The sequence below is a fragment of the Sphingomonas sp. RB1R13 genome (assembly GCF_036663775.1).
Lineage (GTDB): Bacteria > Pseudomonadota > Alphaproteobacteria > Sphingomonadales > Sphingomonadaceae > Sphingomicrobium.
Genome location: NZ_JAXOJM010000002.1, coordinates 361,636 through 376,459, shown reverse-complemented (window position 1 = coordinate 376,459; position 14,824 = coordinate 361,636). Strand labels below are relative to the sequence as shown.

The window sequence follows — 14,824 nt, the reverse complement described above, 5'->3', positions numbered from 1 at the left end:
GCCGATGCGCCCGATAGCTCAGTTACAGAGCGAGGGCGCCCCCGCGGGCGGCGAGTTGCGTGTCCCGCGCCACGTGGCGATCATCATGGACGGCAATGGTCGCTGGGCCGCCAAGCGCGGACTGCCTCGCGTTGCCGGGCATCGTGCCGGGGCCGAAGCGGTGCGGACAACCGTGCGCGCGGCGGCCGAAGCCGGGGTCGAAGTGCTTACGCTCTACGCTTTCTCGTCGGAGAATTGGCGGCGGTCGGCCGAGGAAGTATCGGACCTTACCGGGCTGATGCGCTTCTACCTCGAGCGGGAACTTGCCAGCCTCGAGAAAGAAGGCGTGCGGCTTGAGCTGATCGGGGAACCCGAGGGCTTCGGACCCGACCTCGCCGCGCGGCTCGAAGCAGCGGTCGAGCGGACCCGCGGCAATGACAAGATCACGCTGGTGATGGCGCTAAACTATGGCTCGCGCGGCGAGATGGCGACGGCGACGCGGCGGCTGGCGGAGCGGGCCAAGTCGGGCGAGATCGACCCGGCGGCGATCGACGAGGGGATGATCGCGGCCGAGCTTCAGACCGCGCGCTGGCCCGAACTCGACTTGCTGATCCGCACCTCGGGCGAAGTGCGATTGTCTAATTTTCTGCTGTGGCAGGCGGCCTATGCCGAGCTCATCTTCCTCGACACGCTGTGGCCCGACTTCGACCAGGCGGTGTTCGCCGACGCGCTTGCCCAATATGGCCGGCGTCAGCGCCGTTTTGGCGGGCGTTGAGCGCGCGATGAACGAACTTGCCAGGCGCGCCCTTGCGGGGGTGGTCATGATCATTGTTGCGCTGGGTGCAGCGGTGACCGGAGGCTATTTTTTCGCGGTGCTGGTCGCGGCTGCGGGCGCGATGATGTTTTACGAATGGAGCCGGATCGTCCGTGGCTGGGGCGCGGGCTGGTTCGTCGCGGGGTTCGCCTATGCGCTGCTGCCGTCGCTTGCCCTGCTGTGGATCCGCGAGCGCGGGCCGAATGGGCTGGAGATGCTCATCTGGGTATTCATCGTCACCTGGTCGACCGACATCGGGGCCTATTTCGCCGGGCGCGCGATTGGCGGGGCAAAGCTGGCGCCAACGGTCAGCCCCAACAAGACCTGGGCGGGACTGATCGGCGGGATGATTGCCGCTGCCGTCCTGGGCGGGGCGTGGGTGATGTTTCTCGACCTGCCGCGGCTGTTGCTGCTGCTGGCGCCGCTGTTCGCGCTGGGCGCGCAGATGGGCGACCTTTTCGAAAGCGGGCTCAAGCGACGGGCCGGGGTCAAGGATAGCGGGACGTGGCTGCCCGGGCACGGCGGCGCGCTCGACAGGCTCGACGGGCTGGTCGTCGTCGCGGTGCTGACCGGCTTTACCATGCTGGCGATGGCGCAATGAGCAGGACACTGGCGATCCTTGGTGCGACGGGGTCGATCGGGACCTCGACGCTCGACCTGGTCGAACGCCATCCCGAGCGGTTCGAGGTGGTCGCGCTGACCGCAGCGACGCGGGTGGCCGAGCTGGCCGATGCCGCGCGGCGGACACGCGCGCGACTGGCGGTGATCGACGACGCGGCGTTGCTGCCCGAGCTCGAGCAGCGGCTGGCGGGGACCGATTGCCGCGCCGCGACGGGGCGCGACGCGCTGATCGAGGCGGCGGTGTCGGCCGAGGTGGTGATGGCGGCGATCGTCGGCTGTGCCGGGCTCGAACCGGTCATGGCGGCGATCGCTGCAGGGCGGACGATCCTGCTCGCGAACAAGGAGGCGCTGGTCTCGGCGGGTGCGTTGATGATGGGGGCGGCGAAGCAGCATGGCGCCACGATCCTGCCTGTGGACAGCGAGCATAATGCAATCTTCCAGTGCCTTGCCGGCAGTCGTTCGCAGGATGTGTCACGGATTATCCTGACCGCGAGCGGGGGGCCGTTCCGGACGTGCAGCCTCGCCCAGATGCGCGACATGTCTCCCGAACAGGCGGTCGCTCATCCCAACTGGACGATGGGCGCGAAGATTTCGGTCGATTCGGCGACGATGATGAACAAGGGTCTCGAGCTGATCGAAGCGCATCATCTGTTCGGGCTCCCGCCCGGCCGGATCGATATTTTGGTCCATCCCGAATCGGTCATTCATTCGATGGTCGAATATGTCGACGGGTCGGTGCTGGCGCAGATGGGCAGTCCCGACATGCGGATCCCGATCGCGCACGCGCTGGCCTGGCCCGAGCGAATCGCGACCCCGGCGGCGCGGCTCGACCTGGCTAAGCTCGCCAGCCTTCACTTCGAAGTGCCCGACGAGAACCGCTTTCCGGCGCTTCGGCTAGCCCGCGAGGCGCTCGATTCGGGTGCCGTTGCGCCGATCGTGCTGAATGCTGGCAACGAGGAGGCGGTCGCCGCCTTCCTCGACCAGCGAATCGGTTTTGGCGACATCGCGGATCTAGTCGAAGACCTGCTGGTGCGGGTGGACGCGCCCGCGCCCCGCTCCATCGCGGAGGTCGTGGACATCGACCGCATGGCGCGCGACGAGATGCGTGGCCTCATGCTAGCGCACATGGCCTGATGCTCGCGCAGCCCCCCATCTGGTTCATCCTGATCGCCTTCCTGTCCGTGATCGGGCCGCTCGTCATTCTCCACGAGCTTGGCCATTATCTGGTCGGGCGGGCATTCGGGGTGGGCGCCGACAGCTTCTCGTTCGGCTTTGGCCCCGAGTTGTTCGGATGGACCGACAAGCGCGGCACGCGGTGGAAGGTCAGCCTGATCCCGCTGGGCGGTTATGTAAAATTTGCCGGCGATGCGGATGCGGTGAGCCGGCCCGGCGCCGAGCCGCTAACCCCCGAAGAGCATGACCGAAGTTTTCACACCAAGCCGTGGTGGCAGCGATTCTTGATTGTGCTGGCCGGGCCAGCGACCAATTTCATCGTTGCGATCCTGATTTTCGCAGGGTTGTTCGTGGCGCTCGGCATCCCGCGCAGCGCGCCGGTGGTGGGCATGGTCATGCCCAACTCGGCAGCAGCATCGATCGGATTGAAGCCTGGCGACCGGATCGAAGCGATCGGATCGACTTCGATCAGCTCGTTCGAAGATATTTTGCGAACCGTTTCGCTGCGGCCCGGCGAGCAGCTCGACATTCGGTTCAGCCGCAATGGGGTGGAGCAGGTGCGTCCCGTCCGGCTTGGCGAAACCGAGCGGCGCGACCAGTTCGGCCAGGCGGCGCGCATCGGCCAGCTGGGGGTTGCGACGACCCGGCTTGAGTGGATCCACCCTCCGCTTCTGTCGGTGATCCCCGAGGCGACTCGCTATACTTTTTCCCTGACGCGATCGATGATCACGGGCCTTGGCCAGATTCTGACGGGCGAGCGGTCAGTCAAGGAGATGGGAGGCACGCTGAAGATTGCGCAAGTCGCCGGACAACAGGCCAGCCTTGGCATGTTCCAGTTCATCCAGCTGGTCGCGCTGATTTCAATTAATCTGGGATTCATCAACTTGTTGCCAGTGCCGATGCTCGATGGCGGCCACTTATTTTTTTATCTGGTCGAAGCGGTGCGGCGACGGCCGGTCAGCGACCGGGTGCAGGAATGGGCTTTTCGTGGCGGGCTGGCGCTGATCCTTGCGCTGCTTTTGTTCACGACAACTAATGATCTCAACTCGTTCGGAGTTTGGGCACGGCTCGGCCGGTTGATCGGCGGACAAGCTTGATTGAAACCGGGGGTTAGGGCAGGGCCGCAATGGGCGTCCGTCAAGACGCCCGATTTGGTATTTGAAGGGCGGGACGCGTGAACGTAGCGACCAATAATCACTTTCGGCGAACCGGTGCGATGTTCCTTATCGGGACGGCGCTGGCTTCGGGCGCAACGCCACTGATGGCACAAACGAGCGCTCCGGCGGCCAAGACGGCACCGGCGGCGGTCCCGCCAGCCGCGACCACCCCAGCCGCGACCACCCCAGCCGCGACCACCGTCGCCGCGCCGAGCCAGGGGACGATCCAGTCGATCTCGGTTCGCGGGGCCGAGCGCCTCGAGCCCGAGACGATCCGTGCCTACGCCAACCTCGCGGCGGGCCAGACGTATACGACCGAGACGCTCGATACCGCGCTCAAGGATCTTTACGCGACCGGGCTGTTCGCAGACGTCGTGATTGGCGGTGCCGACACCGGCACGATCGTCATCACGGTCCGCGAGAATCCGGTCATCAACCGCATCGTGCTGGAGGGCAACAAGCGGCTGAAGTCGGACAAGATCACCCCCGAGATCAAGCTTGCCCCGCGGCAGATCTTCACGCGCGATCGGGTTCGCGCCGACGTCGACCGGATCATCGAGTTATACAAGCGTCAGGGACGGTTTGCTGCTTCGGTCGAACCCAAGATCGTCCAGCTCGACCAGAACCGGGTCGACCTGGTGTTCGAAATCCGCGAGGGCGACAAATCCAAGGTCCGCGCGATCAACCTGATCGGCAACGAGCATTTCCCGGCCGGGATCCTGCGCAAGCAGATGTACACCAAGGAAACTGGCGGCGCGCTTGGCTTTCTCAAGTCGAACGACAGCTATGATCCCGACCGGCTGGCAGCCGACCAGCAGAAGCTGCGCGCCTTCTACCTGACGCAGGGCTATGCCGATTTCCGCGTGATCAGCGCGCTCGCCGAGTTGACGCCTGACCGCAAGGACTTCGTGATCACCTATGTGGTCGAGGAAGGCCCGCGCTACAAATTCGGCAAGATCAACGCCGAAAGCGACCTTCGCGACCTCAATGCCGCCAAGCTCAACTCGCTGGTCAGGCTGAAGGAAGGCACCTGGTTCAACGCCAAGGCGGTCGAGGATACCGTCAACGGGCTCAACGAGCTGGCAGGAACGCTGGGCTACGCCTTTGCCGACATCTCGCCCAACTATGACCGCGACAGCGAGCATAAGGTGATGAACATCACCTTCCACGCGAACGAAGCGAAGCGGGTTTATGTCGAGCACATCAACATCCAGGGCAATACCGCGACGCGAGACAAGGTCATCCGCCGCGAATTCCGCGTTAACGAAGGCGATGCGTTCAACTCGCTGAAGGTCAAGCGCAGCCAGGACCGCATCCAGAGCCTGGGCTTTTTCCAGGAGAAGCTGGAGATCAAGCAGACCCCGGGAACGACCGACGATCGAGTTGACCTGAGTGTCGACGTCGAGGAAAAGGCGACCGGCAATTTGCAGCTGTCGGCCGGCTATTCAAGCCTCGAGAAATTCATCATCTCGGCGTCGATCGAGCAGAACAACTTCCGCGGGATGGCCCAGACGCTGTCGGCCGGGGTCAACTGGTCACGCTATTCCAAGTCGGTCAATTTGGGCTTCACCGAGCCTTATTTCCTCGACAAGCAGATCCTGCTTGGCGGCGATCTGTACCGGCGCGATTACAACAGCTTCAACTATATCGGCACCCAGCGGAATACGACCTATTCACAGCTGTCGACCGGCGGCGACATCAAGCTGGGCTTTCCGATTACCGAATTTGCGAGCTTCGGCACGCGCTATTCGCTTATCCAGGACAAGGTCACGCTCGACAAGGCGACCTTCTATTCACTTAAGAATGGGGTGCTAACGTGCGATCCGCTCAAGGCCGGGCGTTACTTGTGCGACGAAATCGGGACGCGGATCACCTCGTCGGTCGGTTACTCGCTTGGCTATGACAATACCGACGGCATCCGCCCGACGCGCGGCCAACGCCTGACCTTCAGCCAGGATTTTGCCGGGCTAGGTGGCAGCGTCAAATATCTTCGCAGCCAGATCAACGGCACAAAATATGTCGCACTGCCGCGCGGGTTCATCTTCTCGGCACATGCCGAGGGCGGCTATATCATGCCGCTTGGTGGCAAGAAGTTTGATAGTTCAGGCAACCAGATCGACGCGATCCGGCTGACCGATCGCTTTTTCGGAGCGCAGATGCGCGGTTTCGACATTCGTGGCATCGGCCCGCGGATCACGCGCCAAACCTACGACACCACCGAGGCACTTATTCCGGTGACGAAGAACAACAACTACAGCGATTCGCTTGGCGGCCGGGCTTATTACATGGGCCGCCTCGAGGTCGAGATTCCGCTGGGTGCGGGCGCGCGCAGCCTGGGCCTTCGCCCGACAGCGTTCATCGATGCCGGATCGGTTTGGTCACTCAAATCGCCAGTGGTCGACAACATCTATGCGGTTTGCACGCCCGATGCGACCAACACGACGGGAACGACAACGCTGATCCGGACCGCGCTGACTCCTTGTCCGACGCTGGGAGGCACTTACACCCGCACGCCGGGTTACAAGGAAACCTTCCTTGGCAATTCGCCAAAACCGCGGCTGTCGATCGGCATCGGCGTCAACTGGACTTCGCCTTTCGGCCCCTTGCGCATCGATCTCGCCAAGGCGCTGCTCAAGCAGAAGGGCGACGAAACCAAGCTCTTTTCATTCAACGTAGGAACCCAATTCTGATGACAAAAACTGTTTTTCTCGCCTCGCTTGCCGCGTTTGCAGTGACCCTTCCGGTGGCAGCATCGGCCGCGCCCGCGAACGTCGTCGTCGTCGACAATGAGCGCATCTATGCCGAGTGCAATGCATGCCGTTCGGCCCAGGCCAGCCTTCAGGCGCAGGCCACGACGATCCAGGCGCGCCAGACGGCGCTTGCCGCTCCGTTGAAGACCGAAGCCCAGGCGCTTCAGGCTGCTGCCGATGCGCTGGCTGGCAAAACCCCGGACGCTGCGCTTCAGGCGCGTGCCACGGCTTTCCAGACCAAGCAGAACAGCGCCAACCAGGAACTGAGCCGCCTCCAGCAGAACCTGCAGTCGAGTCAGGCCAATGTGCTTCGCCAGATTAATGCCAAACTTGGGCCAGCGATCAAGCAGGTCATGCTGGCGAAGGGTGCCAATCTTGCCATCGACATGAACAACACGCTGGCTGTTGGTTCGGGCATGGACGTGACCGCCGACGTGCTGGTCGCGCTCAATGCCGTGCTCCCGTCGGTCAGCGTGACCCCGGGCGCAGCCGCCACCACCACCACCGGCCGCTAAACCCGGAAATGAGCGAAGACGGGGCAGGGCGCCCGGCCCTCGGACCGATGGACGTGCGCAAGGTGATGGCGGCGCTGCCACATCGCTATCCCATGCTGCTCGTCGATCGGGTCGAGAGGCTGGAGCCCGACGTTCGGATCGTCGCCACCAAGGCGGTAACGATCAACGAGCCCTTCTTTGCCGGCCATTTTCCCGGACGGCCGATCATGCCCGGGGTACTGATCGTCGAGGCGCTGGCGCAGGCCGCCGGCGTCCTCGCGGTCGAAAGCCTCGGCCTCGCCGGGTCGGGCAAGCTGGTCTATTTCATGGCGATCGACGGAGCCAAGTTCCGCACCCCGGTCGAGCCGGGCGTGCTGCTGACGCTAGAGGTCGAGTTTGTCCAGAAGCGGTCAAGCGTGTGCAAGTTCAAAGGCCGCGCGCTGATTGGCGACAAGCTTGCTGCCGAAGCCAATTTTACCGCCATGATTGCCGACCCGCCGAGCGATTGATTAGCGGCGCAGGCGCCAGCCGCCTTCTGCCGCTTCGACCCCGAACAGAGCACCAAGCTGGTCGCGTAGCTGGCCGGGGGTGCCGTCGGCGACGACCTTTCCAGCGCGCATCAGCATCAGCCGATCGAACGCATCGACTTGGGCCAGGTCATGCAGGGCGATGATGACCGCCGACCCGGCTGCGGCGGCTTCGCGCAACAGCTCGATCGTTCGCAGCGTCCAATAGGGATCGAGGTTGGCGAGTGGCTCATCGAGCAGCAGCAGGCGGGGTTCGGCGACCATTGCGCGGGCGAGCAGGACGCGCGAACGCTCGCCGGTCGATAGGCTGCCGATCGGGCGGTTGCGCACCTCGTCTAGGTCGAAGTCGGCGATCCGGCGCTCCACCCGGCCATGGTCACGCCCGGACAGGCCCAGTGCGATGATGTCGCGCACACTGATCGGCCACGGCACGTCTCGTGAGGCGGGCAGGAAGGCGAGTAGCTGGCGGCGGCGCGGCTCAGGCTCGCGGTCGAGCGGCTCGCCGCCGACGAGGACGTCACCGCCTGCTCCCTCAACCCGGGCAAGAGCGCGAAGCAGGCTGGTCTTGCCGCACCCGTTGGGACCGACAAGGGCAACCATCTCGCCGCTTTGGGCGACAAGATCGAGACAGGCGAGACGCGATTCGAGTGTCAGGGCACGCGCGTCGAGCAGCGGCGTCACAGCGCCATCCCCCTTCGGCGATGCGTGATCAGCCACAGGAAAAGCGGAGTGCCGACGAGCGCGGTGAGGACTCCGATCGGGATCGGCCGGTCAAAACTGCGCGTCGCGAAGTCGGCGAGCAGCAGCAGCAGTGCGCCGATCAGCGCGGCGGGCAGCATCGCCTGTCCCGGGTGACCGCGCGTCAGGCGCCGGGCGAGGAAGGGCGCGATTAGCCCGACGAAGCCGATTGCTCCGCACACCGCGACGCAGGCGCCGATGGCAATTGCGCTGGCAACGACGATGATTCGCGCGGTGGCGGCGGGCGAATGGCCGAGTGACGCCATGACGTCTTCGCCGAGCGCGAGCACGTCGAGGGCGCGGGCTTTGCGTATGAGGACTACGCCGGCCAGCGCGGCGGGGATGAGTGCGGCGGCGGCCTGGGTCAGGCTCCGGTCGGTGAAGCTGCCCATCAGCCAGTCGAAGGCGTCGTAAAAGGCGAACGGCGAGGGAGCGAGCGCCAGTGCGAGGCTGGTCGCGGCGCCGCACGCCAGCGAGACGCCGAGCCCGCCCAGAAGCAGGGTCGAAGTCTCGGCGCGACGTCCGGCCAGCGCGAGCAGCCCGAGGAGAGCGATGAGGGCACCTGCGGCGCCACACGCCGCCAGCGCGAGCGGTTCCGTGAGACCAAGCCAATAGCCGCCAACGACCGCGCCGAGGGCGGCGCCGCTGCTGCTCCCGGTGACGTCGGGCGAGGCGAGGGGGTTGGCGAACAGGGCCTGAAGCGCCGCGCCGGTCAAGCCGAGGGTTGCACCATAGCCGATGACGAGCAGGGTGCGGGGAAGGCGCAGGTCGATCAGCAGCAGCGAGCGGAGGTCGGGGTTAATCGCCAGGACGCTCCACGGAGTGAGCAGATGGACAAGGGCAAGCAAGGTCAGCAGGACTGCGAGGAGGGACTTCAACGCGCAAGCCGCCGCAAACGCTCGATCTCGGGGATCATCAGCGGCCCGCCGCAGGTCCATGCCCGACCGTCGGTGACGAGGCGGCGTGACTTGAGCTGGGCGAGGAGTGGGTGGTGGAGCCAGCGCTGGCCACTGGAGACTTGCCCGCTGCGGTAGTTGCTCAGCAGCAAGACTTGTGGCGCGCGCGTCGCGAGGGTTTCGAGCGTGGCGCGGCCAGCCGGAAGCGAGCGCTGGCGAAGACCGGCAAGCCCCATCCATGTTGAGCCGAGCGAGCCCGGCGACTGGCTGAGCCCGCCATGGCCGAGGTAGATGGCGTCGCGCTGGACTGGCAGGCGCGCCTGCAGGATCGCTAGTCGCGCAATCCATGGCGCCGCGCGCGAGCGATCGCCGAGGGCTGACGCGACACGGATGAGGTTGGCGGCGACGTCGGCCATCGTCGCGGGCTGGGGCAAGTCGATGACGGTCAGGCCCAGCGCTCTGGCGATTGCCGCGCTCGACCGCCCACCGCCGCCCATAGTAAGAACGATAGTCGGGCGGGTGGCGACGATATCCTCGAGCCGGCCGCGGTTAGCCGCTGCGCGCCTCGCCAAGGGGGCAAGCGCGCTTTCGGCCGGATCCTGTGACAGGCGCGACACGCTCACCACCTCGCCCGGGTGGGCGAGGAGGAGGGCATATTCATCGCTGCACAGGTTGAGCGAGGCGAGCCGGACTGTGCTAGCGGCCAACAGCGAGGCGAATGCCGCCATCAACGCTCCTCCCTGACGGGCGATAACCGACGACGTCGCGATAGTCACGGTCGAACGCGTTCGCGATCCGGCCGAACAACTCGACCCCCGGCGACACACGATACCCCACCCGTGCGCCCGCAAGGACATAGCCGTTGAGCCTGACCACCTTGCTGCTTTTTGTCACCGGGTCAAATTGGTCGAAATCGACGTCGGTCCGGGCGCCGTTATAAGCCAGAGACACGCCATAGCTCAGCTTGCCCTGCTCGCCATCGGCAACCAGCGCGCCCGACCATTTGGGACGCCGCACTTCCTTGATTTGCTGACCAAGAACATTCGGCTCGGTGGCATGAAGATAAGTGCCTTGCGCACGGATCCGCAGCGCCGGGGAGGGGTTCCAGCCCAGTTCGGCCTCGACGCCCTCGCGGCGGCTGGTGCCGGTTGCATTGGCGGTCGACGAGAGGAAGGTCGACGGGTCGTAGGTGCCGACGATCTCGTTCTGGAGGCGCTGGCGGTAAGCGGTCAGCGACACGTTCCAGCCTGCGTCATGCCAGCGGATCGATCCTTCGCCACCGCGCGAGCTTTCGGGGACGAGGTTTGGATTGCCAACAAAGCTGCCCGGGAAGAAGCCGTACAGGTCGAAGAAGGTCGGTTGCGCGATGCCTTCGCCATAGCTGCCCGCGACTTCGAACCCCCTGCCGAGCCGGGCCAGCACCGAGGCGCGCACCGTGGTCGCATCGCGAAAGCGGTTGAAGACATCACGCCGGATCGCAACATCGCCGGTCAGCGCTTTGTAATCGCTCTTATACTCGAGCGTGACCGAGCGATGCCGCCGGTCGCGATCCTGGTCGGTATAGCCGCCATAGGCGACGTCGCGGGCATGGAAATTCTCGTCCTCCTGCTCGACCGCAAGGACGATGTGCTGGTCAAGTTCGCCAAGATGCGAATGATGGCGAAGTTCGCCCGACAGGGTGCGGCGATCGGCGCGTGTGCGGTTTATCTCGGTCTGGTCGAGGCGGTTGAGGTTTGACGACCACAGCCCGCTCGCCGAAAGCGTTCCCGACAGTGCATCGTCCACTGCGCCGACGCTGGCCCAGCCACGCACCGCGCCGAGCTTGTTGCGCGTATTGTCGAGTGTGTCGGCGTGGAGATAAGTGACTGTCGAATAGCCGTCATATTCGGATAGCGCCGAAGTCGCGAAAGCCGACGCGCCAATAAGCAGAGCGGGGGCGGCTTGCCATGTCAGGCGAGCGCGCACGCTCTGATTGTCATAGCCGTCCTTGTCGCCGGTGCCGTCGAAGGCGTCGGTCCCGCGGGATTTCTGATGGGCAAGAGCGAGCGAGGCGGTGAAGCCGTTGCCGACATAGGTTCCGGAGGCCGATCCGCGATACGTCGCGAATGAGCCTGCTTCGGCCATTAGCGATCCGCCGGTCTTCGTGCCCGGATCGCCCTCGACCGCGACGACGCCCCCGATCGCTTCGGAACCCCAAAGCGCCGACTGCGGCCCGCGCACGAGTTCGATCCGCGAGGCGATGTCGGCGTTGAGCAGTTCGAAGCGAGGGGCATTGCCGGCAGCGGGGTCGTTGGCGCGGATGCCGTCGATGAATAGCAATGTGTGGTTGGCCTCGGCACCGCGGATGCGGACGTCGGTCTGCGATCCGGCGGGACCGCTGACGGCGACCGCTACCGAGGGGAGAAGGCGAAGATAATCGCTGACGAAGGGAGAGGCGAGATGATCGATGAGCGCGTGATCGACGATCGAGACGCTGGCCGCGGTCGCGGTTTCACGGGTTGGTAGGCGCGAGGCGGTGACGACAATCTCATCGCGAGTCACGGGCGTGACGGCATGCGCCGCAAGGGCAGGGGGGGTATCAATCATCAGCAAATATCCTTTTCGTGACCTGTCGTCACGAAAGGGATGAGCAATATCGCCCGGCCCTCCGCCCACGGCTGGACCCGGCCGGGGGAAGCGAACGACGGACCGGGGCCAGTATCTGACTTTGCAATCGTGATGATCGCATACAGTTGCGGGCACAGTGCCGGATGTTCGCCGGCTTCCTCTTCGCCGATGGCTTTCGCCGCCGGAACCCAAGTCCTGCGGTGCGGCTACGGCGGCGAGCCGATACTTGTCAACCGGCGAGCCGCAGGCTAGGGGGCCACGCTTGAACGGGCTGGTCGGAAACCAGCCACCTCACAAGGAAATTTGCCATGAAGAGCGGGACTCACCCGGACTATCACTTCATCACCGTCCAGCTGACCGACGGAACGACCTACCAGACCCGTTCGACGTGGGGCAAGGAAGGCGACACGCTCGCGCTCGAAATCGATCCCAGCGCGCACCCGGCCTGGACCGGCGGCAACTCCCGGATGCTCGATACCGGCGGCCAGGTCGCTCGCTTCAACAAGCGCTTCGGCGGTCTCTCGCTCTCCAAGAAGTGAGCGGAACCCCGGGCGCTCGCGCCCCGGGCCAAAGCTCGCCCGATCAAGCCGCGCCACGGCTGGCGATCGTTGCGGCTCCACGACTGGAAACCGAGCGGCTGGTGCTGCGTGCCTTTACGCGCGACGATCTTGACGCGCATGCAGCCAAGCTTGCCGATCGCGAAGTCGTGCGGCACCTCGGCGGTCATACCTTCAATCGCGAGGATAGCTGGCGCCGACTGACGATGGCCGCAGGTCACTGGCCACTGCTTGGCATGGGCTATTGGGCGGTCGAGCAAAAGGCCGACGGGCGGATGGTCGGCGAGATCGGCTTTGCCGATTTTGAACGCGGCATGACCCCCGACATCAGCGGCATGCCCGAAATGGGTTGGGTGTTCGAAAGCGCAATCCATGGCCAGGGCATTGCCGGGGAGGCCGGACGCGCTGCCCTAGCGTGGATCGACGCAACCTATGCTCCACCCGAAATTCCGGCGATTATTGCGCCCGAGAATGCCAAGTCGATGCGACTGGCCGAGCGGCTGGGTTTCGTGCGCGAACCCGATGCGGTGTATCGCGACGAGCATATCGCGCTGTTCCGGCGGCGGCGTTAGAGCTGGAGGAACGGTTCCGGCCCGGAACAGCGCTCTGACTAAAACGCAGCGATCCCGGTGATTGCCCGGCCCATGATGAGCGCGTGAACGTCGTGGGTGCCCTCATAGGTATTGACCGTCTCGAGATTGGCGGCGTGGCGCATGACCTGATATTCTGCGCTGATGCCATTGCCGCCGTGCATGTCGCGGGCGACGCGGGCGATATCGAGCGCCTTGCCGCAATTGTTGCGCTTGATCAGGCTGATTGTCTCGGGGACGAGGACGCCTTCGTCGAGGCGGCGGCCAACGCGCAGCGCGGCCTGCAGGCCGACGGTGATTTCGGTGATCATGTTGGTCAGCTTGAGCTGGACCAGTTGGGTGGCGGCGAGGGGTCGGCCGAACTGCTTGCGGTCGAGAGTGTATTGGCGCGCCGCAGTGTAACAGGCCTCGGCGGCGCCCATCACGCCCCAGCCAATGCCGTAGCGGGCGCGGTTGAGGCAGCCGAATGGGCCCTTTAATCCTTCGACATTGGGGAGCAGCGAATCCTCGCCGACCTCCACCTCGTCCATCACGATTTCGCCAGTGATCGAGGCGCGCAAGCTGAGCTTCTGGCCGATCTTGGGCGCGGTCAGCCCTCTCATGCCTTTTTCCAAGATGAAACCGCGGATGGCGCCGCCATGCGCTTCACTCTTGGCCCAGACGACGAACACGTCGGCGATGGGCGAGTTGGTGATCCACATTTTGGCGCCCGAAATCCGGTAGCCGTCGGTAGTCTTCGTCGCCGTAGTACGCATGCCACCGGGGTCAGAACCGGCGTCGGGCTCGGTCAGGCCGAAGCAGCCGACGAGTTCACCTTTTGCCAGTCCCGGCAGATATTTGCGGCGCTGTTCTTCAGACCCATAGGCAAAGATCGGGTACATCACGAGGCTCGACTGGACCGACATCGCCGAGCGGTAGCCGCTGTCGACTCGCTCGACCGCGCGGGCAATCAGGCCGTAGCTGACATAGCCCAGCCCGGCGCCGCCATATTGTTCGGGTACTGTCGCGCCGATGAGGCCGAGTGCACCCATTTCGTGGAAGATGTCGCGGTCGAAATCCTCGTCGAGATAGGCTTTCGTTACGCGCGGCTGGAGATTATCCTGGGCATAGCCCTCGGCCGTGTCGCGCACGAGCCGCTCTTCATCGCTCAACTGGCTGTCGAGGTCGAACGGATCGGCCCAGTCAAACGGCATGATCTTGGGCTCGCTCACGACAGTCTCCAACGCGCTGAAAAGATGGCGCGCTTTAGCGCCGGGCGAGCAGCGACGCCACCCCGCAGCAGCGGATCCGGAAAAGCAGGGTCAGGAGAGGCGGCGCCTCTTGCCATTCATCAGATCCTCGGCGGTCTGGACCAGTTCGATAAGGTCGAACGGCTTGGTCAGATATTCGTCGGCCCCGGCAAAGCGGGCAATGCGCTCGTCGGAATCGCTCGTCCGCCCGGTCAGCATCAGTACCGGCACCTCGCACAGGTCGGCACGGCGGCGCATCTCGCGCAGAACAAGGACGCCGCTCATCCCGGGCATGTTGCAGTCGAGGATGGCGAGGTTGGGCGGCCGCCGAACCATGGCCGCGAGCACTTCCTTGCCATCCTTGAGCCAACCGACCGCATGGCCCGCATTCATCAGCGCGCTGCTGGCGATCGTCCCGGAAATTTCTTCGTCTTCGGCAAGGATGATCCGGCCCATTGCGGCCTCCAGCGAGTGAAGCTGTGTCATGCCCCACCCCTGCGCAGATTTCGCGATCGAAACGATCCATTTTGGCGGCACGTCGCTGGCGGATGGGGTGGGATTCGAACCCACGGTAAGCTTTCACCTACGGCGGTTTTCAAGACCGCTGCCTTAAACCACTCGGCCACCCATCCGCATTGTCGCGATGTTCATCCGGCTAGCCTCAAGCGGATGGACAGTGCAAGCGCTACGAT

At 64.7% G+C, this 14,824-nt stretch carries 15 protein-coding genes, 1 tRNA gene and 1 riboswitch; of the genes, 9 read left to right on the top strand and 7 right to left on the bottom strand.

Annotated features, from left to right (window positions below; genetic code table 11):
* The first annotated feature begins 4 nt into the window (after positions 1-4).
* The 7 genes from U1700_RS08010 to fabZ all read left to right on the top strand — a co-directional run bounded on the left by U1700_RS08010 (position 5) and on the right by fabZ (position 7,497).
* The gene (locus tag U1700_RS08010) at positions 5-754 is read left to right on the top strand and encodes an isoprenyl transferase (protein ID WP_332752276.1); all 750 of its coding nucleotides are present in this window, start codon (positions 5-7) and stop codon (positions 752-754) included.
* A 7-nt stretch (positions 755-761) separates the two neighbouring features.
* Positions 762-1,394: a phosphatidate cytidylyltransferase gene (locus U1700_RS08005; protein ID WP_332751740.1), complete on the top strand. Its 633-nt coding sequence runs from the start codon at positions 762-764 to the stop codon at positions 1,392-1,394.
* Positions 1,391-2,548: a 1-deoxy-D-xylulose-5-phosphate reductoisomerase gene (locus U1700_RS08000; protein WP_332751738.1), complete on the top strand. Its 1,158-nt coding sequence runs from the start codon at positions 1,391-1,393 to the stop codon at positions 2,546-2,548. Before U1700_RS08005 ends, U1700_RS08000 begins: the two co-directional genes overlap by 4 nt.
* Positions 2,548-3,684: an RIP metalloprotease RseP gene (rseP, locus tag U1700_RS07995; RefSeq protein ID WP_332751737.1), complete on the top strand. Its 1,137-nt coding sequence runs from the start codon at positions 2,548-2,550 to the stop codon at positions 3,682-3,684. Before U1700_RS08000 ends, rseP begins: the two co-directional genes overlap by 1 nt.
* A 119-nt stretch (positions 3,685-3,803) precedes the next feature.
* Positions 3,804-6,434 (top strand): outer membrane protein assembly factor BamA, encoded by a 2,631-nt coding sequence (gene bamA / locus U1700_RS07990; RefSeq protein WP_332752275.1) that lies wholly within the window; start codon positions 3,804-3,806, stop codon positions 6,432-6,434.
* Positions 6,434-7,009, top strand: a complete 576-nt coding sequence (locus U1700_RS07985) for an OmpH family outer membrane protein (RefSeq protein WP_332751736.1) — start codon at positions 6,434-6,436, stop codon at positions 7,007-7,009. Before bamA ends, U1700_RS07985 begins: the two co-directional genes overlap by 1 nt.
* An 8-nt stretch (positions 7,010-7,017) precedes the next feature.
* Complete coding sequence (gene fabZ / locus U1700_RS07980) at positions 7,018-7,497, top strand: 3-hydroxyacyl-ACP dehydratase FabZ (RefSeq protein WP_332751734.1); 480 nt, start codon at positions 7,018-7,020, stop codon at positions 7,495-7,497.
* Here fabZ and U1700_RS07975 read toward each other — a convergent pair whose 3' ends face one another.
* The 4 genes from U1700_RS07975 to U1700_RS07960 are packed head-to-tail and all read right to left on the bottom strand — an operon-like array spanning position 7,498 to position 11,735.
* Positions 7,498-8,196, bottom strand: a complete 699-nt coding sequence (locus U1700_RS07975; RefSeq protein ID WP_332751732.1) for an ABC transporter ATP-binding protein — start codon at positions 8,194-8,196, stop codon at positions 7,498-7,500.
* The gene (locus tag U1700_RS07970; RefSeq protein ID WP_332751730.1) at positions 8,193-9,131 is read right to left on the bottom strand and encodes a FecCD family ABC transporter permease; all 939 of its coding nucleotides are present in this window, start codon (positions 9,129-9,131) and stop codon (positions 8,193-8,195) included. The genes U1700_RS07975 and U1700_RS07970 overlap by 4 nt, the downstream gene beginning before the upstream one ends.
* On the bottom strand, positions 9,128-9,877 hold the full coding sequence (locus U1700_RS07965; RefSeq protein ID WP_332751728.1) for an ABC transporter substrate-binding protein: 750 nt from the start codon (positions 9,875-9,877) through the stop codon (positions 9,128-9,130). The genes U1700_RS07970 and U1700_RS07965 overlap by 4 nt, the downstream gene beginning before the upstream one ends.
* Entirely contained in the window at positions 9,846-11,735 is a 1,890-nt protein-coding gene (locus U1700_RS07960) for a TonB-dependent receptor plug domain-containing protein (RefSeq protein ID WP_332751726.1), read from the bottom strand. Before U1700_RS07960 ends, U1700_RS07965 begins: the two co-directional genes overlap by 32 nt.
* Before the next feature lie 89 nt (positions 11,736-11,824).
* Positions 11,825-11,963: riboswitch (cobalamin riboswitch) on the bottom strand.
* A 101-nt stretch (positions 11,964-12,064) separates the two neighbouring features.
* Between U1700_RS07960 and rpmE the strand changes: the two genes are divergently transcribed.
* Together rpmE and U1700_RS07950 are read left to right on the top strand one after the other, a co-directional pair.
* Positions 12,065-12,295: a 50S ribosomal protein L31 gene (gene rpmE / locus U1700_RS07955; protein WP_332751725.1), complete on the top strand. Its 231-nt coding sequence runs from the start codon at positions 12,065-12,067 to the stop codon at positions 12,293-12,295.
* Complete coding sequence (locus U1700_RS07950; RefSeq protein ID WP_332751723.1) at positions 12,292-12,885, top strand: GNAT family N-acetyltransferase; 594 nt, start codon at positions 12,292-12,294, stop codon at positions 12,883-12,885. Before rpmE ends, U1700_RS07950 begins: the two co-directional genes overlap by 4 nt.
* Before the next feature lie 38 nt (positions 12,886-12,923).
* Here U1700_RS07950 and U1700_RS07945 read toward each other — a convergent pair whose 3' ends face one another.
* The 3 genes from U1700_RS07945 to U1700_RS07935 form a co-directional block, all read right to left on the bottom strand.
* Positions 12,924-14,096 (bottom strand): acyl-CoA dehydrogenase, encoded by a 1,173-nt coding sequence (locus tag U1700_RS07945; RefSeq protein ID WP_332752274.1) that lies wholly within the window; start codon positions 14,094-14,096, stop codon positions 12,924-12,926.
* A 108-nt stretch (positions 14,097-14,204) separates the two neighbouring features.
* A complete protein-coding gene (locus U1700_RS07940; RefSeq protein ID WP_332751721.1) occupies positions 14,205-14,618 on the bottom strand; it encodes a response regulator transcription factor in 414 nt (137 codons plus the stop codon).
* Between the two features lie 56 nt (positions 14,619-14,674).
* Positions 14,675-14,764 (bottom strand) — tRNA-Ser (locus tag U1700_RS07935).
* Between the last annotated feature and the right edge of the window lie 60 nt (positions 14,765-14,824).

Bases quoted from the DNA above. Each gene is read 5' to 3' on its own strand.
- U1700_RS07940 (WP_332751721.1), bottom strand. From the start codon at position 14,618: ATGACACAGCTTCACTCGCTGGAGGCCGCAATGGGCCGGATCATCCTT.
- U1700_RS08005 (WP_332751740.1), top strand. From the start codon at position 762: ATGAACGAACTTGCCAGGCGCGCCCTTGCGGGGGTGGTCATGATCATT.
- U1700_RS07965 (WP_332751728.1), bottom strand. From the start codon at position 9,877: ATGGCGGCATTCGCCTCGCTGTTGGCCGCTAGCACAGTCCGGCTCGCC.
- U1700_RS07945 (WP_332752274.1), bottom strand. From the start codon at position 14,096: ATGCCGTTTGACTGGGCCGATCCGTTCGACCTCGACAGCCAGTTGAGC.
- U1700_RS07960 (WP_332751726.1), bottom strand. From the start codon at position 11,735: ATGATTGATACCCCCCCTGCCCTTGCGGCGCATGCCGTCACGCCCGTG.
- U1700_RS08010 (WP_332752276.1), top strand. From the start codon at position 5: ATGCGCCCGATAGCTCAGTTACAGAGCGAGGGCGCCCCCGCGGGCGGC.
- U1700_RS08000 (WP_332751738.1), top strand. From the start codon at position 1,391: ATGAGCAGGACACTGGCGATCCTTGGTGCGACGGGGTCGATCGGGACC.
- bamA (WP_332752275.1), top strand. From the start codon at position 3,804: ATGTTCCTTATCGGGACGGCGCTGGCTTCGGGCGCAACGCCACTGATG.
- U1700_RS07985 (WP_332751736.1), top strand. From the start codon at position 6,434: ATGACAAAAACTGTTTTTCTCGCCTCGCTTGCCGCGTTTGCAGTGACC.
- rseP (WP_332751737.1), top strand. From the start codon at position 2,548: ATGCTCGCGCAGCCCCCCATCTGGTTCATCCTGATCGCCTTCCTGTCC.
- rpmE (WP_332751725.1), top strand. From the start codon at position 12,065: ATGAAGAGCGGGACTCACCCGGACTATCACTTCATCACCGTCCAGCTG.
- fabZ (WP_332751734.1), top strand. From the start codon at position 7,018: ATGAGCGAAGACGGGGCAGGGCGCCCGGCCCTCGGACCGATGGACGTG.